At 65.2% G+C, this 18,942-nt stretch carries 21 protein-coding genes and 1 tRNA gene; 16 read left to right on the top strand and 6 right to left on the bottom strand.

Annotated features, from left to right (window positions below):
• Nucleotides 1-49: 49 nt before the first annotated feature.
• The 7 genes from glmM (at nucleotide 50) to folP (ending at nucleotide 6,816) form a co-directional block, all read left to right on the top strand.
• A complete protein-coding gene (gene glmM / locus FHR22_RS08645; protein ID WP_166941162.1) occupies nucleotides 50-1,396 on the top strand; it encodes a phosphoglucosamine mutase in 1,347 nt (448 codons plus the stop codon).
• Nucleotides 1,389-1,613 (top strand): DUF1272 domain-containing protein, encoded by a 225-nt coding sequence (locus tag FHR22_RS08640; RefSeq protein WP_166941160.1) that lies wholly within the window; start codon nucleotides 1,389-1,391, stop codon nucleotides 1,611-1,613. The genes glmM and FHR22_RS08640 overlap by 8 nt, the downstream gene beginning before the upstream one ends.
• Complete coding sequence (thiD, locus tag FHR22_RS08635; RefSeq protein ID WP_166941158.1) at nucleotides 1,610-2,752, top strand: bifunctional hydroxymethylpyrimidine kinase/phosphomethylpyrimidine kinase; 1,143 nt, start codon at nucleotides 1,610-1,612, stop codon at nucleotides 2,750-2,752. Before FHR22_RS08640 ends, thiD begins: the two co-directional genes overlap by 4 nt.
• Nucleotides 2,749-3,303, top strand: coding sequence for a ribonuclease HII (locus FHR22_RS08630; RefSeq protein WP_166942555.1), 555 nt, complete (start codon nucleotides 2,749-2,751; stop codon nucleotides 3,301-3,303). Before thiD ends, FHR22_RS08630 begins: the two co-directional genes overlap by 4 nt.
• A 28-nt stretch (nucleotides 3,304-3,331) precedes the next feature.
• Nucleotides 3,332-4,228 carry an oxidoreductase gene (locus FHR22_RS08625; RefSeq protein WP_166941156.1) on the top strand — a complete coding sequence of 299 codons (897 nt, stop codon included), beginning with the start codon at nucleotides 3,332-3,334 and terminating at the stop codon, nucleotides 4,226-4,228.
• A gap of 217 nt (nucleotides 4,229-4,445) precedes the next feature.
• Nucleotides 4,446-5,585 carry a site-specific DNA-methyltransferase gene (locus FHR22_RS08620; protein ID WP_166941154.1) on the top strand — a complete coding sequence of 380 codons (1,140 nt, stop codon included), beginning with the start codon at nucleotides 4,446-4,448 and terminating at the stop codon, nucleotides 5,583-5,585.
• Nucleotides 5,586-5,685: 100 nt separating this feature from the next.
• On the top strand, nucleotides 5,686-6,816 hold the full coding sequence (gene folP, locus FHR22_RS08615) for a dihydropteroate synthase (protein ID WP_166941153.1): 1,131 nt from the start codon (nucleotides 5,686-5,688) through the stop codon (nucleotides 6,814-6,816).
• Here the strand turns inward: folP and FHR22_RS08610 are convergent.
• The 3 genes from FHR22_RS08610 to FHR22_RS08600 form a co-directional block, all read right to left on the bottom strand.
• Nucleotides 6,813-7,154, bottom strand: coding sequence for an ArsR/SmtB family transcription factor (locus tag FHR22_RS08610; protein ID WP_166941152.1), 342 nt, complete (start codon nucleotides 7,152-7,154; stop codon nucleotides 6,813-6,815). The two genes, folP and FHR22_RS08610, sit on opposite strands and share 4 nt — an antisense overlap.
• Nucleotides 7,154-7,807 carry an SRPBCC family protein gene (locus FHR22_RS08605; protein ID WP_166941151.1) on the bottom strand — a complete coding sequence of 218 codons (654 nt, stop codon included), beginning with the start codon at nucleotides 7,805-7,807 and terminating at the stop codon, nucleotides 7,154-7,156. Before FHR22_RS08605 ends, FHR22_RS08610 begins: the two co-directional genes overlap by 1 nt.
• 98 nt (nucleotides 7,808-7,905) lie before the next feature.
• A complete protein-coding gene (locus tag FHR22_RS08600; RefSeq protein ID WP_166941150.1) occupies nucleotides 7,906-9,339 on the bottom strand; it encodes a sigma-54-dependent transcriptional regulator in 1,434 nt (477 codons plus the stop codon).
• Between the two features lie 245 nt (nucleotides 9,340-9,584).
• Here FHR22_RS08600 and FHR22_RS08595 point away from each other — a divergent pair, with 245 nt between their 5' ends.
• The 3 genes from FHR22_RS08595 (at nucleotide 9,585) to FHR22_RS08585 (ending at nucleotide 11,620) form a co-directional block, all read left to right on the top strand.
• Nucleotides 9,585-9,707 (top strand): aa3-type cytochrome c oxidase subunit IV, encoded by a 123-nt coding sequence (locus FHR22_RS08595; protein ID WP_166941149.1) that lies wholly within the window; start codon nucleotides 9,585-9,587, stop codon nucleotides 9,705-9,707.
• A 12-nt stretch (nucleotides 9,708-9,719) separates the two neighbouring features.
• A complete protein-coding gene (locus FHR22_RS08590) occupies nucleotides 9,720-10,841 on the top strand; it encodes an NAD(P) transhydrogenase subunit alpha (protein ID WP_166941148.1) in 1,122 nt (373 codons plus the stop codon).
• Nucleotides 10,842-10,948: 107 nt separating this feature from the next.
• Nucleotides 10,949-11,620 (top strand): fasciclin domain-containing protein, encoded by a 672-nt coding sequence (locus tag FHR22_RS08585; protein ID WP_166941147.1) that lies wholly within the window; start codon nucleotides 10,949-10,951, stop codon nucleotides 11,618-11,620.
• 486 nt (nucleotides 11,621-12,106) lie between these two features.
• On the opposite strand, the gene FHR22_RS08580 is transcribed toward FHR22_RS08585, so the two are convergent.
• Nucleotides 12,107-12,895 carry a DUF1134 domain-containing protein gene (locus FHR22_RS08580; protein WP_166941145.1) on the bottom strand — a complete coding sequence of 263 codons (789 nt, stop codon included), beginning with the start codon at nucleotides 12,893-12,895 and terminating at the stop codon, nucleotides 12,107-12,109.
• 239 nt (nucleotides 12,896-13,134) lie between these two features.
• Here FHR22_RS08580 and FHR22_RS08575 point away from each other — a divergent pair.
• A tRNA-Ser gene (locus FHR22_RS08575) sits at nucleotides 13,135-13,227 on the top strand.
• A 223-nt stretch (nucleotides 13,228-13,450) separates the two neighbouring features.
• On the opposite strand, the gene FHR22_RS08570 is transcribed toward FHR22_RS08575, so the two are convergent.
• Entirely contained in the window at nucleotides 13,451-14,500 is a 1,050-nt protein-coding gene (locus FHR22_RS08570) for an ornithine cyclodeaminase (RefSeq protein WP_166941143.1), read from the bottom strand.
• 150 nt (nucleotides 14,501-14,650) lie between these two features.
• Between FHR22_RS08570 and FHR22_RS08565 the strand changes: the two genes are divergently transcribed.
• The 5 genes from FHR22_RS08565 (at nucleotide 14,651) to FHR22_RS08545 (ending at nucleotide 18,246) form a co-directional block, all read left to right on the top strand.
• Entirely contained in the window at nucleotides 14,651-15,088 is a 438-nt protein-coding gene (locus FHR22_RS08565; RefSeq protein ID WP_166941141.1) for an Lrp/AsnC family transcriptional regulator, read from the top strand.
• A gap of 155 nt (nucleotides 15,089-15,243) precedes the next feature.
• Entirely contained in the window at nucleotides 15,244-15,888 is a 645-nt protein-coding gene (locus FHR22_RS08560; RefSeq protein WP_166941139.1) for a PepSY-associated TM helix domain-containing protein, read from the top strand.
• 12 nt (nucleotides 15,889-15,900) lie between these two features.
• Nucleotides 15,901-16,422, top strand: a complete 522-nt coding sequence (locus tag FHR22_RS08555) for a DUF2271 domain-containing protein (RefSeq protein WP_341786585.1) — start codon at nucleotides 15,901-15,903, stop codon at nucleotides 16,420-16,422.
• A gap of 16 nt (nucleotides 16,423-16,438) precedes the next feature.
• A complete protein-coding gene (locus tag FHR22_RS08550) occupies nucleotides 16,439-17,284 on the top strand; it encodes a DUF4198 domain-containing protein (protein WP_166941137.1) in 846 nt (281 codons plus the stop codon).
• Between the two features lie 11 nt (nucleotides 17,285-17,295).
• Nucleotides 17,296-18,246: an FAD:protein FMN transferase gene (locus FHR22_RS08545; RefSeq protein WP_208417594.1), complete on the top strand. Its 951-nt coding sequence runs from the start codon at nucleotides 17,296-17,298 to the stop codon at nucleotides 18,244-18,246.
• Here FHR22_RS08545 and FHR22_RS08540 read toward each other — a convergent pair.
• On the bottom strand, nucleotides 18,243-18,926 hold the full coding sequence (locus tag FHR22_RS08540) for a Fe2+-dependent dioxygenase (RefSeq protein ID WP_166941135.1): 684 nt from the start codon (nucleotides 18,924-18,926) through the stop codon (nucleotides 18,243-18,245). The genes FHR22_RS08545 and FHR22_RS08540 overlap by 4 nt on opposite strands.
• Between the last annotated feature and the right edge of the window lie 16 nt (nucleotides 18,927-18,942).

Here is an 18,942-nt window from a genome sequence, read left to right as displayed (position 1 = left end):
GCCGGGGCAGGTCTTCGCCTTTCTTCACGGCTTAAGTAGCAGAGGTGCCATGCGCAAGTTTTTCGGAACCGACGGGATCCGCGGCCTGACGAACCAGATTCCGATGACGGTCGAGGTGGCGATGCGCGTCGGCATGGCGGCGGGCGCGCATTTCCTGCGTGGCGATCACAAGCATCGCGTCGTCATCGGCAAGGATACCCGCATTTCCGGCTATATGCTCGAAAATGCGCTCGTCGCCGGCTTCACCAGCGTCGGCATGGATGTCGTGCAGGTGGGGCCGATGCCGACCCCGGCGGTGGCGATGCTGACGCGATCGATGCGCGCCGACCTGGGCGTCATGCTGTCGGCCAGCCACAACCCCTTTTACGATAATGGGATCAAGCTGTTCGGCCCCGACGGCTATAAATTGTCCGACGAGGATGAAATCCAGATCGAACTGCTGCTGGCGAGTGAGCCCAAGCTTGCCGAACCGGCGCAGATCGGCCGCGCCAAGCGCATCGAGGATGCGCGCGGGCGCTATATTCACGCCGTGAAACAGAGCCTGCCCGAATCGATGCGTCTGGACGGGCTGAAGATCGTCCTCGATTGCGCCAACGGTGCCGCCTATAACAGCGCGCCGACGGTGTTCTGGGAACTCGGCGCCGATGTCGTCGCGGTTGGGATCACGCCCAATGGTACCAATATCAACGACAAATGCGGCTCGACTTCGCCTGGATTGCTCCAGGAAACCGTCGTCGCCAGCGGCGCCGACATCGGCATCGCGTTGGACGGTGATGCCGACCGGCTGATCGTCGTCGATGAAAAGGGCGCGATTGTCGACGGCGACCAGATCATGGGGCTGATCGGCGCAAGCTGGGCACGGCAGGGCCGGCTGAAAGGCGGCGGCGTCGTCGCGACGGTGATGTCGAACCTCGGGCTCGAACGCTTCCTCGAAGGCGAGGGATTGCGGCTCGAGCGCACCAAGGTGGGCGATCGCTACGTGCTCGAACGGATGAAGGAAGGCGGCTTCAACGTCGGCGGCGAACAGTCGGGGCATATGATCCTGTCGGACCATGCGACGACGGGCGACGGCACGCTTGCCGGGCTCCAGGTGCTGGCCGAACTGGTGGCGGCGGAGCGGCCCGCGAGCGAATTGCTCCACCAGTTCGATCCGGTGCCGCAGCTTTTGAAGAATGTGCGTTTCGCGGGCGGCAAGCCGCTCGAGAACAGTCATGTACAGACCGTCATCGCCGATGGCGAGGCGGCACTCGCAGGGCGCGGTCGCCTGGTTATTCGCGCGTCGGGCACCGAACCGGTGATCCGCGTGATGGCCGAGGGCGACGATGCGACACAGGTTGAACAGGTCGTCGATATGATATGCGACGCCGTAAAGGAGGCAGCGAACCGACATGCTTGAAATGAGACCCGATTGTGAAAAGTGCGGGCGTGATCTGCCTGCGAACGCCCATGGTGCGTTCATCTGCTCGCTCGAATGCACCTATTGCGCGAATTGTGCCGACCGGCTGGACGAGCAATGCCCGAATTGCGGCGGCGACCTGCTTGACCGGCCGCTTCGCGAAGGCGCGGCGCTGGCGAAATACCCGGGATCGACGGTGCGAAAGTATAAGGGTTGACCGCACGCGTCCTGATCATTGCCGGATCGGATAGCGGCGGGGGTGCGGGCATCCAGGCCGATATCAAGACGGTGACGATGCTTGGCGGCCATGCGATGACCGCGATTACGGCGATCACCGCGCAGAACAGCATGGGCGTGCAGGGCGTGCACGCGATCCCGGCCGAGATGGTGTTGATGCAGATCGATAGCGTCGTTGCCGATATCGGCCTCGATGCGATCAAGATCGGCATGATCGGCAGCGCCGAAACCGCGGCGGCGGTCGCGGAGCGGCTGCGCCGGGCCGATCTGGCGACGGTGCCGGTGGTGTTCGACCCCGTGATGGTCGCGACGAGCGGATCGGTGCTCGCCGATGCGGCGACGATCCGGGCGTTCGAGGCGCTGCTGGGCCGCGCGACCGTCGCGACGCCCAATCTGGACGAACTCGATGCGCTGGGCGGCGAGGCCGCCATTCTCGCGCACGGCTGCGCCTTGCTCGTCAAGGGCGGGCACGGCGCCGGCGAGACGGTCACCGACCGGCTGGTCGAGCCCGGCGAAGGGGAGGTCGCGCGTTGGGAAGCACCCCGGATCGACACCATGCATACGCATGGCACCGGCTGCACGCTGGCAAGTGCGATCGCGGCCGGGCTGGCGCAGGGCATGCCGATCGAGCCCGCGGTCGCGCGGGCCCGCGATTTCGTGCGGCTGGCGCTGCTCGATGCGCCGGGTCTGGGCGAAGGCCATGGCCCGATGGGCCAGCAGGCGGTGCGCAACGACGGGCTTTTTACCGGTCCGGCGCTCAACCAGTTCACGCTGCCCGCCGCCGATTATGCGGCATCGGTGGCCTTCTACAAGCAGCTCGGCCTGTCGCAGATCGTCGACAGGCCAAGCAATGGTTATGCGCGGTTCGAGGCGATCAATGGCGTGACGCTGTCGATCCATGTCGGTGACGGCGTGGCGGGCGGCGCGACGACCTATCTGGAAAGCGGCGCGCTCGACGCGTGGGTGGCGTATCTGGCGCGGCGCGGAGTGCGCTTCGACCAGATGCCGAGGGATGAGGAATGGGGCTGGCGCGAGGCGCGGCTGACCGATCCGGCGGGGAACCGGCTGTGCCTCTACCAAGCGGGCGAATATCGGCGTTATCCGCCATGGCGCATATGATCGTCGGGGTCGATGAAGCCGGCCGCGGACCGCTCGCGGGGCCTGTGGTCGCGGCGGCGGTGCTGCTCTGCGAGGGCGGGATTGCCGGGCTCGACGATAGCAAGAAACTCACCGCGAAGCGCCGCGGCGAACTGGAAATCCAGATCAAGGCGCGCTGCCGCTGGGGCGTCGGCGAGGCGAGCGTCGCCGAGATCGACCGCATCAACATATTGCAGGCGACCTTCCTCGCGATGACGCGCGCGGTCGAGGCGCTGGGGTTCGAGCCCGCCGAGGTGCTGGTCGACGGAAACCGGCTGCCGAAATGGCGCTATGCCGCGACCGCGATCATCGGCGGCGATGCGATCCATCCGTGCATTTCGGCGGCGAGCATCATCGCCAAGGAGCATCGCGACCGCTATATGGTCGCGATGGCGCGCGATTTTCCCGCTTTTGGCTGGGAGACCAATATGGGTTATGGTACCGCCCGTCATCTTGCGGCGCTGCGTCAGCACGGACCGACGCCGCTTCATCGGACCAGTTTTGCGCCGGTCGCTCAACTGCAGCTGGTCTGAAATGCCCGGAGCCTGAGAGGGGACACGGATGCGCAACGGATTCACGGCCGACGACGTCGGCACGCAAACGGGGCGTATTTTCCTTATCACCGGTGCCAATGCGGGGATCGGATTCGAGACGGCGAGAGTCCTGGCGGCGCGCGGTGCGCAGGTCGTCCTTGCCTGCCGCGATGCCGAGCGGGCCGAGGTGGCGATGAGCCGTATCCGGGGCGATGTCCCGAACGCCGAACTATCGTTCCTCGCGCTCGACCTTGCCGATATCGACCAGCTTCGCGACGCCGCCAAGGCGGTGCTCGCGGGGCCGCGGATCGACGTGCTGATCAACAATGCCGGGGTCATGATCCCGCCGCGGACGCTCACCAAGCAAGGGTATGAGTTGCAATTCGGGGTCAATCACCTTGGCACCTTCGCCTTTACGGGGCTGGTGCATGCCCATGTCGACGACCGCATCGTCATCACGTCGAGCATCGCGCACAAGGGCGGCGAGATCGATTTCAGCGATCTGTCGGCGTCGCGGAGCTATCATAATTGGCAGCGCTACCAGACGAGCAAGCTCGCCAACCTGCTCCATATGTTCGAACTCGACCGGCGGCTCGGCGCTGCGGCACGCGCGACGCAGGCGATCGGATGTCATCCGGGGGTCGCGCTCACCGAATTGACGCGACACCTGCCGCTGCCGCTGCGCACCATGACACCGCTCGCGACGCCCTTTTTCAACAGCGCGGCGCAGGGGGCCTGGCCGACCTTGCAGGCGGCGACGGGCGCGAATGTGCAGGGCGGCGATTATCTGGGTCCGCAGGGGCTTGGCGAAGTGTCGGGACGCTCGGGCCCGGCGCGGGCGACGCGCGATGCGCGCGACCCGAAGCTGGCGCGCGAGCTGTGGGTGCGTTCGATCGAGCTGACCGGGATCGATCCGGGGATTTAAGCCGCAACGCAAATTTTTTTTCGCGGGTGAGTCCGAATCATCACACCACCAGTGGTTGAGTCTGCGATTCGCGGCGGACTCCATATGGTGTGTCAGACTCCTTTCGTTCTCCTCATATTAACCAGTTAGTCACGCGGAATCCCTAGAGTCCGGTGCTTGACGGCGGGTGCCGCCTGACTCATCAGGGCCTTCTTTCAGTCGAAGACAGGGGCGAAACATGGGTGTGATGGAACGGGTCAAGGCCCCGGCGACGAAGCAGCGCGCGGTAAAGGTCGCACCCGCAGACCTGCCGCTCGACAGCATCCTGCAGGGTGACTGCGTCGAGATGATGCGTTCGCTGCCCGCCGCGTCGGTCGATATGATCTTCGCCGACCCGCCCTATAATCTCCAGCTTGGCGGCGACCTGCTGCGCCCCGACGGCAGCCAGGTCGATGCGGTGGACGACGAGTGGGACAAGTTCGACAGCCTCGCGACCTATGACCGGTTCACTCATGGCTGGCTCAAGGAAGCGAAGCGTATCCTGAAACCCGGCGGCAGCATCTGGGTGATCGGCAGCTATCACAATATCTTTCGCGTCGGCACCGCGTTGCAGGACCAGGGATATTGGATCCTCAACGATGTCGTGTGGCGCAAGGCCAATCCGATGCCCAATTTCAAGGGTACTCGCTTTACCAACGCGCATGAGACGCTGATCTGGGCGTCGATGGGGGAGAAGGCGCGCTATACTTTCAACTATCGCGCGATGAAGACGCTGAACGACGAGCTGCAGATGCGCAGCGACTGGCTGATCCCGATCTGCGCGGGACAGGAACGGCTCAAAAAGGGCGGGCACAAGGTCCACCCGACGCAAAAGCCCGAGGCGCTGCTCTATCGCATCCTGCTCGCCTGCTCGAACCCCGGCGACGTGATCCTCGATCCCTTCTTCGGTACCGGCACGACCGGCGCGGTCGCGAAGCGCCTCGGCCGTCACTTCATCGGGATCGAGCGCGAGGATGATTATATCGCCGCCGCGAAAGAGCGCATCGAAATGGCGCTGCCGCTCGACGAAAGCGCGGTGAAGACGATGATGGCGCCGAAGGCCGCGACGCGCGTTGCCTTTGGCACGCTGGTCGAATGCGGGATGATTGCGCCGGGGACGGTGCTGACCGATACGAAACGCCGCTGGAAGGCGAAGGTGCGCGTCGACGGCAGCCTGGAATGCGAAGGACAGCCCGCGGGTTCGATCCATAAGGTCGGCGCGGGGGTACAGGGCACGCCGAGCTGCAATGGCTGGACATTCTGGCATGTCGATACCGGCAAGGAATTGCGCGTGATCGATGCGGTGCGGCAGGATTGGCTGCTGGCGAACGAGGCGTAAAAAACAGGGCGTCGCCCCACGAAGGCGGGGCCGCTATCGGCGTCGCGCAAGGTCGCCAACGGCCCCCGCCTTCGCGGGGGCGACGATGTGGGGAAGAAGCATGTTCCATCCGCTGACCAAACCCGACCTCGGCAGCGCGTCGGCTTCGGCGCAAATCTATTGCCGTCCGGCCTGCTTCGTCGATCGCCCGCACGAACTCGACGGTGATTGCCTGCGCATTGCCGATACGATGGTCTGGTTCGCGGCGTGGCAGGTCAGTCTGCGCGATGGCGGGGCGGTGAAATCGGCGATCGTCAGCGTATCCGATCTCGACGCCTGGATCGCCGCGATGCCCGATGCGCTGGCACGGGCGGCGGCGATGCAGCGCGCGGCGACCGTGCGGCCGCGCGGGGCGCTGCAACTCGGCGCGCGAACGGTGCGGCTGAACGAACCGCAACTGATGGGTATCCTCAACGTCACGCCCGACAGCTTTTCGGACGGCGGCAAACATGTCGATACCGCCGCGGCCGCCGATGCGGGCTTTGCGATGGCGTCGGCGGGCGCCGCGATCATCGACGTCGGCGGCGAATCGACGCGGCCTGGCGCGCCGCTGATCTGGGAAGGCGACGAAATCCAGCGGGTCGAAGGCGTCGTGTCGGCGCTGGCGAAGGGCGGCGTCGCGGTGTCGATCGACACGCGCAAGGCCGCGGTGATGGAGGCGGCGCTCGCCGCGGGCGCAGGCATCGTCAACGATATTTCGGCGCTGCGCTACGACGACCGCGCGATGGAGGTCGTGGTGCGGGCAGGCTGCCCGGTGGTGCTGATGCATGCGCCGTCGGCAAAGAGCGATCCGCACGAGGGCGGCGGCTATGACCATGTCTTGTTCGATGTCTACGACATGCTCGCCGAGCGCGTTGCCGCCTGTGTTGCGGCGGGTATCGATCCGGTGAAGATCATCGTCGATCCCGGGCTCGGCTTCGGCAAGGGAATTGCCGCCAATCTTGCGCTCATCAACGGTCTGGCGCTGTTTCACACGCTTGGCTGTCCGATCCTGTTCGGCGCCAGCCGCAAGCGGATGATCGGCGCGCTCGATAACGAGGCACCCGCGGACCAGCGGCTCGGTGGTACCGTCGCGCTGCATTATCAGGCGGCGACCCAGGGAGCGCAGATGCTGCGCGTGCACGACATTGCCGAAAACCGGCAGGCGCTGCGCGTCTGGCGCGGGTTAAGGGATGCAGCGCTGACGGCCTAGTCTTCGCTTTCCGGTCCTCGCTTCTTCTTCCCACGTGCGACTTCGGTTGCCAGCGCCTCGAACCGCGGTTCCCACATGCGCCGGAAACGCTGCACCCACGCATCGACCTCGTCGAAGCGTTCGGGCGCGATGACGTACAAACGCTGCCGTCCTTCGGCGCGCGCGACGGCAAAGCCGCTGTCACGCAGGATACGCAGATGCTGCGATACCGCGGGCTGCGAGATGCCGAATTCGACCATGATCACCTCGGTGACCGCTCCCGAACTGCGTTGCCCGCCGGCGAGCAGTTCGAGAATGCGCCGCCGTACCGGGTCGCCGAGAATGTCGAACGCATGCATCACTCGGGGGCTTCGGCGCCCGTGTAAAAGGCGGTCGTACTGGCGCCCGCGCGCCGCGCCGCGGCTTCATCGGTGCCATAGGCAAGCGACGCGGCGGTCCAGGCGTCGCTGCTCCAGGTCGCGAAGGCTTTGCCTTCGTCGCCGAGCGCCCACGTCTCTTCGGCGAAGCGCTCATTGCTTTCACCCGTTTCGATATGCCAGCCGAGCCCCATCAGCGACAGGTCCCAGCCGACGCCGACCGCACCGGGGCCGAAGCGGTCCCAAAATTCTTCCGACTTGTCGTCGAGCGGCGCGATATGCCGCAGCGTCAGGCGCGTGCGATCGCCACCCGCTTCGGCCAGCTCGACCTCGACCCAGCTCATCCCGCCGCTAAATTCCCAGGTCAGGGCAAAGCGCCGCGGCGGTTCGCACGCGGTGACCGTTCCACCGGCATTGCCCTTGATCTGATAGCGCCCGCCAAGTTCGAGGTCGCCGCTGACCGGGGCGAACCACCGCGGAATGCGGTCCTTTTCGGTGATCGCGTTCCACAGGTCGGCGATGTCCGTCGGATAATCGCGTGAGGCGACGACGGCGCGGGCGCGCTGGCCCGCATGGGTGACATCCTCGACCTTGCGGACGACCATGGCGGCCTGGGCAACGGGTTCGAACGACATGAGCGACTCTCCTGATGGCTGTCAGGAGAGATGTATAAGTTCGAGATTATATAAGTACAGGATTATATGTTGGGCCGGGTCAGCGATGTGTTGAGCCGTCAGGCCGCCGTATCGATCCCCAGGTCGGCGAGCTTGCGGTACAGCGTCGATCGCCCGATGCCGAGGCGGCGCGCGACTTCGCTCATCCGGCCGCGATAATGGCCGATCGCGAGGCGGATGACGTCGGCCTCGATTTCTTCGAGCGGCCGCAGATTGCCGTCGGGCAGGTACAGGGTGACACCGATCGCTTCGCCGTTGATCGCGACATTGCCGTCGCTCGCCACCCCGCCGCCGCCCAACGTCGCCTCGATCGCGCGGAAATCGGCGCTGGTCAGCACGTCGGTCTTGCTGGCGACCGCGGCGCGGAACAGCACGTCCTGCAACTGGCGGACATTGCCGGGCCAGGCATAGGCGGCGAGCAACCGCAGCGCGTCGTCGGTGACCCCGATCGGCCCCATTCCCGGCAATCCGCCGATCCGCGCGAGCAGATGTCGCGCGAGCGGGCCGACGTCACCGCGGCGCTCGCTCAGCGAGGGCAGGGTGAATTGCGCGCTCGACAGGGCGTAAAACAGGTCTTCGCGGAAATGGCCCGCCTCGATCAGCTTGTCGAGCGGGCTGGCGCTGGTCGCGATGATCCGCACGTCGACGCTCTGGCGGATGCTCCCGCCGATCATCTGGACTTCGCCGGTGTTCAGGAATTCGACGAGCTTTGCCTGCGTTTCCAGCGGAATGCATTCGACATGGTCGATGATGATGCTGCCCGCGTCGGCCTGTACGAGCCGTCCGACCTGGCGGTCGAACGCGCCGGCGAAGGCGCCGCGTTCATGGCCGAACAGCCCCGACCCGATGAGCCCCGGCGACACCGCCGAACAGTCGACCATGACGAGTGCGCCGCGCGCGCGCGGCGACGCGCTGTGGATCGCGCGGGCAAAGACTTCCTTGCCGGTGCCTGGCCGGCCGTTGATCATCACCGGCACGCGCGCCCGCGCCGCCTTGGCCGCAATCGCCAGCGCGCTGCGGAAATTGGGGCTCGACCCGATGATCTCTTCGAAGGCGAGCGGCGCGCGGAGCTTTTCGGTCAGCGGACGGAGTTCACCCTGCGGTCCGCTGGTCGAGACGATGCGGTCGAGCGCGCTGAGCAGCCGGTCGGGTGCGATCGGCTTCTGCACGAAGTCGCTGGCCCCGGCACGCATTGCGCCGACAGCGACCTCGACCCCGTTGCGCATGGTGATGACGACCAGCGGGAGCGCGGGGCGCCAGCGACGCAGTTCGGCGACGAAATCGGGGATCGACATGCCCGGCGCGCCCTGATCGACGATGACCGCGTCGAGCGCCATGCCTTCCTGCGTACCGAGTTTCGCGAGCGCGGTGTCGGTGTCGGCGGCGACGACGCTGCGCCAGCCGCCGCGCGACACGAGGGCCGACAGAAAGCGCTGCTGTGCAGGCTCGCTATCGACGATCATCACCATTCGCGTGTCACGCGTGCTTGCCATCGTCTTCGAATCTGCCCCTTTATCGGCATCTTATGCCATAGTTCCGCGATAGCGAACCGCTTTACCGGACAGGGGTAAAAGGGCGATTAAGGCCATTCCGCTTTTGCTGAGGGCCTGAATCCCGCTTTTTTCGGCCAAAGCCCCACTTGAGCATATCGGACAGCGTGGCTAAGGCTAGCGCGAAATTCCGATTCTGCACCGCGCCGATGCGCGTGGCGAAGCTGACACAGATAAGGGGAACAGCGATGGCACAGCAGGAAATGAAGGCGGCGAACGAAACCTATGCGGGTTTCCTCAATCTGCTGAAGGTTGGGTCGGTTATTACGGCGGTCGTGACGATCTTCGTCGTTCTCCTGCTCGCTTCCTGACCGGCCTCCGCGATGCGCATCGCTGTGCTGAAGGAGCTCGCCGCCGGCGAGACCCGCGTCGCTGCAACCCCCGAAACGGTGAAGAAATTCATCGGGCTGGGCGCTGAACTGGCCGTCGAAGCGGGAGCGGGCGAGCAGGCCTCGATCGCCGATGCCGATTATGCCGCCGCGGGTGCGACGGTCGGCGACCGCGCATCGGTGCTGAAGGGGGCGAACATCATCCTCGGCATCCAGGGCCCCGATCCCGCGGGGCTGAAGGGCTTCGCCGACGGCGCCTGGCTCGCCGCCGGGCTCAACCCGTTCGGAGAGCGCGCGCGGGTCGACGAATATGCCAAGCTGGGCCTCGAAACCCTCGCGATGGAATTCATGCCGCGCATCACGCGCGCGCAGTCGATGGACATATTGTCGAGCCAGGCGAACCTCGCCGGCTACAAGGCGGTGCTGATGGCGGCAAACGCCTATGGCCGCGCCTTTCCGATGATGATGACCGCCGCGGGCACGGTCAGCGCCGCGAAGGCGTTCGTGATGGGCGTCGGGGTTGCGGGCCTTCAGGCGATCGCGACCGCGCGGCGCCTGGGTGCGCAGGTCAGCGCGACCGACGTACGCGCCGCGACCAAGGAACAGATCATGTCACTCGGCGCCAAGCCGATCTTCGTCGAGAGTGTCGCGGGGATCGAGGGCGAGGGCACGGGCGGCTATGCCACCGAAATGTCGGACGAATATAAGGCGGCGCAGGCCGAACTGGTCTCATCGCACATCGCCAAGCAGGACATCGTCATCACCACCGCGCTGATCCCGGGGCGGCCGGCGCCGCGGCTGATCAGCGACGCCCAGCTCGCGACGATGCGCGCCGGCAGCGTGATCGTCGACATGGCGGCCGAAAGCGGCGGCAATGTCGAAGGATCGGTGTCGGGCGAAGCAAAGCGCATCCATGGCGTCACCGTGATCGGCGCGAGCAATATCGCGGCGCTGATGCCCGCCGACACCAGTGCGCTGTTCAGCCGCAACCTGTTCAACTTCCTGTCGGCCTTCTGGGACAAGGAGCAGGGCAAGCCCGTGCTCGACGAGGAAATCGGCAACGCCGTGCGCCTGACGCAGGGCGGCAAGGTCGTCAACGAGCGGTTGCTGGGATAGTATTTCTATCTGAAAATGGCCAAATTTGGCCTTTTCTTGGAACTTCGTCCGGTTAGGATGGTTCAGGGTCTGCAAACCCTGAACTTATCAACAACCGGAGAGTAATGATGCTGCGTGCGAAGTTTTTCGCTGTTCCCCTATTTGCCCTGACCGCCGCCGCGATGGCGGTTCCTGCCGCCCAGGCGCGCGCCGCCGATGAAGGCGAAGCGACCGCCGCCGAGGCCGATGCTGCCGCCGGCGCGATGCAGGATGGCTGGAATATCGTCCAGAATGCGACGAGCTCGCCCGAGCACAAGACGCTGGTGCAGGCGATCACCGCCGCCGGCCTGGCCGACACGCTGAGCGCCGCCGGGCCGTTCACCGTCTTCGCGCCTACCGATCAGGCCTTTTCCGCGGTGCCGCCGCCGATGACCGCCTATCTGATGGATCCGCTCAACAAGGATCATCTGGCGCAGGTGCTGAAATATCACGTCGTCCCCGGCCGCATTACCTCGACCGACCTGTATGCCAAGATCAAGGCGGGCGGCGGCAAGACGACGCTGACCACGGTCGAAGGCGAGCCGCTGACCTTCACCGAAGTGCAGGGCAACATCAAGGTCGACGGGACGCAGGGCAGCTCGGGCTATGTGACCCAGGCCGATGTCGCGCAGTCGAACGGCATGATCCACGTTCTTAATGGCGTGCTGATGCCGACGCTGGCTGCCGCCGAACCTGCGGCCGATGCCGCGCCGGCCGCGCCGGCAACCGAAGCTGCGCCGGCGGCTGATCCCGTGAACTGACGCAAGATTGTAACCCGCCGGGCAGGCCTCTGCTTGGCGGGTTGCAGCGGGAATGGATTTTCGTCGCAGGGCGGCGCGGGCAAATTCGAATGTCCGGTTTCGGCTGGGAGCGGCCATGCCATTCACCGCCACCCCGGACTTGATCCGGGGTCCCGCTTGAAGTCGAAAGCTGTCGCTGCCCTCAAAAAAGCGGGATCCCGGGTCAAGCCCGGGATGACGAGGAGCGGAGGCAACGGCAAGAAGCGGCCGATTGCGGACGCTAGCCAAATAACCGTCGCCCCCGCGAAGGCGGGGGCCGCAATCGGCCGAGCGCAAGGTTGCCAGCGGCCCCCGCCTTCGCGGGGGCGACGGTTATGGATGGTTAGCGAACGTGCGCTCACCACCCCAAAGCGGGCATCCGTGCTTTGCGTTTGCAACCGGCGCAATCACCAAAGAAAAAGCCCGCGCCGAAGCGCGGGCTTCGCCCCCTTGGCTAGCTTTGCGGCCTCAGAACGGCACCCAGCTCTGCTTCTTGCGAAACTTCATATAACCGACATTGGCGCCGAGGCGCGCGCCGACGCCGACGCGGATCGGGATCAGCACGATGTCGCCGCGGCGGAGATAGGAGGCATTGAAGCCGCCGATCAGATAGGCCGCGCCTTCGCCTGCGGGGAAGCGCTTGTAGAGGTCTTCGCTGTCGAACAGATTATAGACGAGGACGAAGGTATTGCCGGCGTTGGCGCCCGCGTCGAAACCGATCGACGGCCCGGTCCAATAGGCGGGGCGCTCGCCCTCCACCTTGTGGTAAAGCGTGCCCGAGCCGTAGCGGACGCCGAGGACCAGCGCGCCGCTGGCTTCGCGGCCGACGATGTAAGCGTTGGGTTCGCCCTGCTTCTTCAATATGTCCTCGATCATGCTGGCGAGGCCCTGGGCGCCCTTGCCGAACACGCCTTCGGCCGCGCCGATCAGATCGTCCTTCTTGTAGGTGGTGCCCGGCTTGGCATTCGCCGCCGCCGTTTCGGGATCGGTGCCGACGGTCGGGACGGTGTCGGGGGCGACGGCGGTCTGTTCGTCGCCGGTGGCGAGATCGCTGTTGATGTCGCTGCCGGACGAATTGTAGTCGCCCGCCGGGGTGTCGGATGAGGATGGCGGCGCCGGATTCGGATTGTCGAGGTCCGAATCGATCGCGGTGTTCGGATCGACCTGCGTCATCTGCGCCATCGCCGGGATCGGCGATGCGGCCAGTCCGATCGCGGCGAAGGCCGTGACGGCAAAGGCGGCGAATTTGTTACGCATATTGTCCCCCAATCGGTTGGCGCGGCGCGGCGCCATGCGGGTTAACCATGACTCGCTCTTTGAATCAGGGGCAATGAATGGGCGATGACTTGAGTCGATTTTGCGCCAGGCCGAATCATTTCATCTGCGAGTCGTGCAGAACGGGTAAAAAAAGGGCAATGTTTGGCGTTGCGAGGCGCGAAAGCCATGGCTATAGCGACCCGCCTAAGCCAGACTGCCGTTAGCGCGGCGGGCCATGCGGAGACGTGGGTGAGTGGCTGAAACCAACGGTTTGCTAAACCGTCGTACTGGTAAATCCGGTACCGAGGGTTCGAATCCCTCCGTCTCCGCCACTTAACTATCCCTTCGAATTTGCGAGCGGCCCGGAAGTCCGGGGACTTCCGGGGCTTGCCGATGATTCGAGTGATTCGAAGGAGCGCGGTGGGCGCGCGCGCGCCTCCTCGTCGCCATCAAATTTCCGGCGAAGAAGATGTGGGAAGAGGGGCTGCAGCCCGCTGATCGCGGCCGCAGCCGGCGGGCGGCGGCGGGCCCGCTTGGCCGGGCAGCGATGGAGGGTCAGGCGGCCGCGCGCTGAAGCATGCCGTAAAGGTCGCGGGGATCGTCGGGGTCGGCCAAGATGTCGATCTGTTGAAAGAAGTCGGTGCCTTGCAGCTTGGCATAGACGTAGCGAAGGGCGGAGAAATCCTCGATCGCGAAGCCGACGCTGTCGAACAGGGTGATCTGGCGCACGTCCTCGCGTCCTTCGGCGTCACCCTGCAGCACCCGCCAGAATTCGGTCACGGGATAGCTTTCGTCCATCTGCTGGATTTCGCCTTCGATCCGCGTTTGCGGCTCGAATTCGACGAAGGTCCGGGCGCGCGCCAATATGTCCCTGTGGAGTTCGGTCTTGCCCGGGCAATCGCCGCCGATCGCGTTGATATGGACGCCGGCGCCGACCATATTGTCGGTCAGGATCGTGGCATAGGCCTTGTCGGCGGTGCAGGTCGTGATGATGTGTGCGCCCTCGATCGCATCTTGCGAGGCCGAACAGGTGACGATGCGAAGGCCGCTGCCGGCGAGGTTGCGCGCTGTCTTTGCGATCGCTTCGGGATCGATGTCGTAAAGGCGCACTTCCTCGATCCCGACGACCGCCTTCATCGCAAGCGCCTGAAATTCGGCCTGGGCGCCATTGCCGATCATCGCCATGACCCGCGCGCCTTCCGGCGCCAGTTGTCGTGCCGCCATCGCCGAGGTCGCGGCGGTCCGCAGCGCGGTCAGCAGCGTCATTTCGGTGAGCATCAGCGGATAGCCGGTGTCGACGCGCGCGAGGAGGCCGAAGGCCGCGACGGTCTGGAACCCCTTTGCGGTGTTGCTCGGATGGCCATTCACATATTTGAAACTGAAGGCTTCGCCGTCGGAAGTCGGCATCAGTTCGATCACCCCCTCTTTCGAGTGCGAGGCGAGGCGGGGAGCCTTTTCGAAGCGGTCCCACCGCCGATAATCCGCCTCGACCGCGTCGGTCAGTTCATCGAGGATGGTTTCGATCCCGAAATGATGGACGAGGCGCATCATATTTTCGACGCTGACGAACGGAATATACGCGAGCTCGGAGGCGACAGGCGGCATGGCGGATCCTCTTCCTTATGGACTGTGGTCCGATTTTACGCTTCTCTCCTGTCTACCGAAATCGCAATCCGGTCTTATATATTGTATGAAACCTAGCATATCTGCTAGCCGGTTTGTTCAAACCGGCAATATCGTTCACAGGGGCTCGCCATGGGAAGCGCCAAATATATCCCTGATGATCTTGATCGCCGTATCATCGCGCATCTTCGCGCCGATGGGCGTGCGTCGCTGTCGAAGCTGGCCGATGCCTTGGGTGTCGCACGCGGTACCGTGCAGAACAGGCTCGACCGTTTGCTGGAAACGGGTGCGCTGCTGGGCTTCACGGTCCGTGTTCGCGAGGATTATGACGACCGGACCGTGCGTGCGGTCATGCTCATCGAGGTCACCGGAAAGTCGACGACGCAGGTCATTCTCAAGCTTCGCGGCATTACCGAAATCCGCTCGTTGCATACGACCAACGGGAGTTGGGACCTTGTCGCCGATATCCGCGCCCAGAATCTGTCGGACTTCGACCGCGTGCTGCGCGAAGTGCGGATGATCGACGGGGTCGAGAACAGCGAGACGAGCCTGTTGCTGAGCACCGTTTGACGCGACGCGGCAATGATGATCCGCCCGGCGGAATTAACGGGTCCTGACGCCAGGGGAAAGAATCGGCTGTGCGCGAAGGAAATGTCCCGAATATTATTGTAATTGAGAATCGTTCTCGATAATGGCCGGTCATCCTTTCCGTTCAGAAATCATCGATGCACGCACCCACATCCTCGCGCCCGGCGACCAAGAAGAGCCGGAAAGCCTTTTGGCTGAAACAGCTCCATATGTGGCACTGGATGAGTTCGGCCATCAGCCTGATCGGCTTGCTGCTGTTCGCGATTACCGGCTTCACCCTCAATCATGCCGCCGACATCGAGGGAACGCCCGTCGTGACCGAGAAGGGTGGGCAATTGCCGCCGGCCTTGCTGCGTCAACTGGCATCGGCAGGGCACGCCGACGGCAAGGCGGGGCTGCCGAAACCCGTGGCAGCATGGGTCGAGGATCATTTCCCGGTGCGGGCGTCGGCGGAGGCGGAATGGTCGGCCGAAGAGGTGTATCTGCCCGCGCCGCGTCCCGGCGGCGACGCGTGGGTGGCGATCGACCGGGCGAGCGGCGCGGTGACAAGCGAGGTCACCAGCCGCGGCTGGATCTCCTATCTCAACGACCTCCACAAGGGCCGCAATTCGGGCGGTGAATGGAGCCTGTTCATCGATATCTTCGCGGGCGCCTGCCTGGTCTTTGCGATCACCGGGTTGTTCCTGCTGCAACTTCATTCCGCCAAGCGGAAGAGCACCTGGCCGCTCGTCGGGGCCGGGATTGCGATTCCCGCCGCGATCGCCATCATTTTCATCCACTAGGAGATTGTCGCCGTGCAACTGCCCTATCGTATCGTCCTGTCCTTTGGTGCCGGCGCGACGCTGGCCGTGCCCGCACTCGCCGCCGATCCGGGAACGATGGACGTTACCGTCGCGATCCCGCGGCTGAAGGTCGCCGAATATCACAAACCCTATGTGGCCTTTTGGGTCGAGAAGGCGGGCGCCAAGGCGAAGACCGTCGCGGTCTGGTACGACCATGACATGAAGGCGAACGAGGGCACCAAATGGCTGCGCGATGTTCGCCAGTGGTGGCGCGCATCGGGACGCACGATGAGCTTTCCCGCCAACGGGATCACCGGCGCGACGCGCGCGCCGGGTACGCACAAAATCTCGTTCACGCGCGCGCAGCTCGGCGTGCAGACGCCCGGCCAGTACACGCTGGTGATCGAGGCGGCGCGTGAGGTGGGCGGCCGTGAATTGCTGCGCATTCCCTTTACCTGGCCGGCCAAGGCCGGTGCAGGCGGGCGCGCCGCGGGGGCAAGCGAACTCGGGGCCGTTTCGGTCTCCTTCCGCTAATCTGAAAGGACAGGGAATGAACAAGCGATTTTGGGGTTTCGCGGCGACTGCTGCGTTGGTGGCGCTCGCCGCGGTTCCGGCGAGCGCGCATCGCCAGTGGATGATGCCGTCGTCGACCGTGCTGTCGGGCGACGATGTGTGGGTGACGGTCGATGCCGCGGTGTCGAACGACCTGTTCTATTTCGAGCATCAGCCGATGCGGCTCGACGCGCTGAAGGCCTGGGCGCCCGACGGCACCGAAGCGGCGATCGAGAATAAGGCGACCGGCCGGTATCGCAGCACCTTCGACGTGCATCTGACGCAGAAGGGCACGTGGCGCATCGCGTCGGTGTCCGACGGCTTGATGGGCAGCTATGATCTGAACGGCAAGACCGAACGCCTGCCGCGCGGGACGACGACCGCCAATCTCGCGGAAAAGATTCCCGCCGGCGCGACGAACGTGCAAACGGCCGAATCGAATAATCGCAACGAGATTTTCGTGACCGTCGGTGAGCCGACGACGACGCTGTTCAAGCCGACGGGCAAGGGGATCGAGCTGGTTCCGGTCACCCATCCCAACGACCTGATTTCGGGGGAGGCGGCGACGTTCCAGTTCCTGCTCGACGGCAAACCGACTGCGGGCCTCCCGGTGACGATCATTCCCGGCGGGATCCGCTATCGCGATCAGCTTGGCCAGATCGACCTCAAGACCGATGCCGAGGGCAAGGTCGAGGTGACCTGGCCCGAAGCCGGCATGTATTGGGTCAACGTCACGACCCCGCGGAGCGAGCGGCCCGAAGGCGAGGGCGCGCCCGAAGCCGCCCCCGCAGCGCCGCAGCGCCGCGCGAGCTATGTCACGACGCTGGAAGTGATGGCGCCCTGACCGACCGCATATTGATCCCCCGGGCGCTGACGCCGGCGGCTTTCGCCGGGCGCGATCCGGGGGCGAATATCCTGACCTGTGCCGGTGAGAGTATGGGGACGAGCTGGTCGCTGCAGGCGGTGGCGCCGCCCGCGGGGGTGGCTGAGGGCGTTCAGGAGGCGCTCGACACGGTCGTCGCGCAGATGAGCCAGTGGGAGCCGGCATCGGACCTGTCGCGCTTCAATCGCGCGGCTGCGGGGGCGTGGCATACCATTCCTGCCGGGTTGGCGCAGGTGGTCGGGGCGGCGCTGGATATCGCCGAGGCGAGCGGCGGCGCTTTCGATCCGGGCCTCGGCGCGCTGACCGAGTGCTGGGGCTTTGGCAGCGCGGGGCCGGTCGATCGGGTGCCGGGCGAACCGGCGGCTCCTCCCGCTGCCGGCGGAATCGATTTTGATGCTTCGACCGGGCGTATCCGGCGCGGTGACGGCGCGGCGCTCGACCTGTCGGGGATCGCCAAGGGCTATGGCGTCGACCTGGCCGCCGAATGGCTGCTCGCCGCCGGTGTCCGCCATTTTCTGATCGAGGTCGGCGGCGAATTGCGCGGGGAGGGGATCCGCCCCGACGGGCAGCCATGGTGGGTCGACCTGGAGCTGCCGCCCGCATCGCCGGTGGCACCCTATCGCATCGCGCTTCACGACCTCTCCGTCGCGACGTCGGGCAATTATCGCCGCGGATTTGCGGACGGCGGCCGATATTATTCGCACAGCTTCGATCCGCGCACGCGGCGGCCGATCGCGCATGACGTGTCGTCGGTGACGGTGGTGCACCGCAGTTGCATGATGGCGGACGGCTGGGCGACCGCGCTGACCGTGCCGGGGCCGGAAGCCGCCATTGCGCTGGCCGACGAGCGGGACCTCGCCGCGTGCGTGCTGGCGGGCGACGCCGAATATCTGTCGCGCGCGTGGCGTGAGATGCTGGCTTAGCTGTCTGCCCAGCGCCGCAATAGGTTGTGATAGACGCCGGTGAGTTCGATCACCGAACGGTCCTTGCCGCCAAGATCGCCGGTCAGCCGCTGGATAGCGCGGTCGAGGTCGAACAGGGTGCGCCGCGCCTCGGCATCGCGGATCATCGATTGCAGCCAGAAGAAGGAGGCGACGCGGCGCCCGCGGGTGATCGGGGTCACGCGGTGCAGGCTTGACGAGGGGTAGACCACGGCATGGCCGGCGGGAAGCTTGACCCGCTGCACGCCATAATGATCCTCGATCAGCAAGTCGCCGCCGTCGTAATTTTCGGGCGCTTCGAGAAAGACGGTGACCGACAGGTCGCTGCGGATACGAAAATCGACGCCGCGCTTGATGCGGATCGCGTTGTCGACGTGGGTATCGAACTCCTGTCCCTCGCCATAGCTGTTGAACAGCGGCGGGTAGATTTTGAGCGGGAGCGACGATGCGACGAACAGCGGCGAGCGGCCCAGCGCTTCGAGAATGAGGCGCCCGGCCTGTTTGGAGGCGTCGCTATCTTCGGGCAATTGTTCGTTGCGTTTGGCGAGCGCCGATTGCGGTCCCGATGTCGCATTGCCGTCGATCCAGCCGGCAGCGTCGATGATCATCCGGACGTCGGACAATTCGTCCGCGGACAGAAGGTCGGGAATGGCGATCAGCATGGGCGGGATGTCCCTT

Source organism: Sphingopyxis panaciterrae (assembly GCF_011762125.1).
In the GTDB taxonomy this organism is placed as follows: Bacteria; Pseudomonadota; Alphaproteobacteria; order Sphingomonadales; family Sphingomonadaceae; genus Sphingopyxis; species Sphingopyxis panaciterrae.
Note: the sequence above shows the minus strand (reverse complement) of the source record. Positions and strands in the feature narration are given on the sequence as shown.

Excerpts from the sequence above, each read along its gene's own strand:
- glmM (WP_166941162.1), top strand. The coding sequence starts at position 50 with ATGCGCAAGTTTTTCGGAACCGACGGGATCCGCGGCCTGACGAACCAG.
- FHR22_RS08640 (WP_166941160.1), top strand. The coding sequence starts at position 1,389 with ATGCTTGAAATGAGACCCGATTGTGAAAAGTGCGGGCGTGATCTGCCT.
- FHR22_RS08630 (WP_166942555.1), top strand. The coding sequence starts at position 2,749 with ATGATCGTCGGGGTCGATGAAGCCGGCCGCGGACCGCTCGCGGGGCCT.
- FHR22_RS08625 (WP_166941156.1), top strand. The coding sequence starts at position 3,332 with ATGCGCAACGGATTCACGGCCGACGACGTCGGCACGCAAACGGGGCGT.
- FHR22_RS08620 (WP_166941154.1), top strand. The coding sequence starts at position 4,446 with ATGGGTGTGATGGAACGGGTCAAGGCCCCGGCGACGAAGCAGCGCGCG.
- folP (WP_166941153.1), top strand. The coding sequence starts at position 5,686 with ATGTTCCATCCGCTGACCAAACCCGACCTCGGCAGCGCGTCGGCTTCG.
- FHR22_RS08610 (WP_166941152.1), bottom strand. The coding sequence starts at position 7,154 with ATGCATGCGTTCGACATTCTCGGCGACCCGGTACGGCGGCGCATTCTC.
- FHR22_RS08605 (WP_166941151.1), bottom strand. The coding sequence starts at position 7,807 with ATGTCGTTCGAACCCGTTGCCCAGGCCGCCATGGTCGTCCGCAAGGTC.
- FHR22_RS08600 (WP_166941150.1), bottom strand. The coding sequence starts at position 9,339 with ATGGCAAGCACGCGTGACACGCGAATGGTGATGATCGTCGATAGCGAG.
- FHR22_RS08595 (WP_166941149.1), top strand. The coding sequence starts at position 9,585 with ATGGCACAGCAGGAAATGAAGGCGGCGAACGAAACCTATGCGGGTTTC.
- FHR22_RS08590 (WP_166941148.1), top strand. The coding sequence starts at position 9,720 with ATGCGCATCGCTGTGCTGAAGGAGCTCGCCGCCGGCGAGACCCGCGTC.
- FHR22_RS08585 (WP_166941147.1), top strand. The coding sequence starts at position 10,949 with ATGCTGCGTGCGAAGTTTTTCGCTGTTCCCCTATTTGCCCTGACCGCC.
- FHR22_RS08580 (WP_166941145.1), bottom strand. The coding sequence starts at position 12,895 with ATGCGTAACAAATTCGCCGCCTTTGCCGTCACGGCCTTCGCCGCGATC.
- FHR22_RS08570 (WP_166941143.1), bottom strand. The coding sequence starts at position 14,500 with ATGCCGCCTGTCGCCTCCGAGCTCGCGTATATTCCGTTCGTCAGCGTC.
- FHR22_RS08565 (WP_166941141.1), top strand. The coding sequence starts at position 14,651 with ATGGGAAGCGCCAAATATATCCCTGATGATCTTGATCGCCGTATCATC.
- FHR22_RS08560 (WP_166941139.1), top strand. The coding sequence starts at position 15,244 with ATGCACGCACCCACATCCTCGCGCCCGGCGACCAAGAAGAGCCGGAAA.
- FHR22_RS08550 (WP_166941137.1), top strand. The coding sequence starts at position 16,439 with ATGAACAAGCGATTTTGGGGTTTCGCGGCGACTGCTGCGTTGGTGGCG.
- FHR22_RS08540 (WP_166941135.1), bottom strand. The coding sequence starts at position 18,926 with ATGCTGATCGCCATTCCCGACCTTCTGTCCGCGGACGAATTGTCCGAC.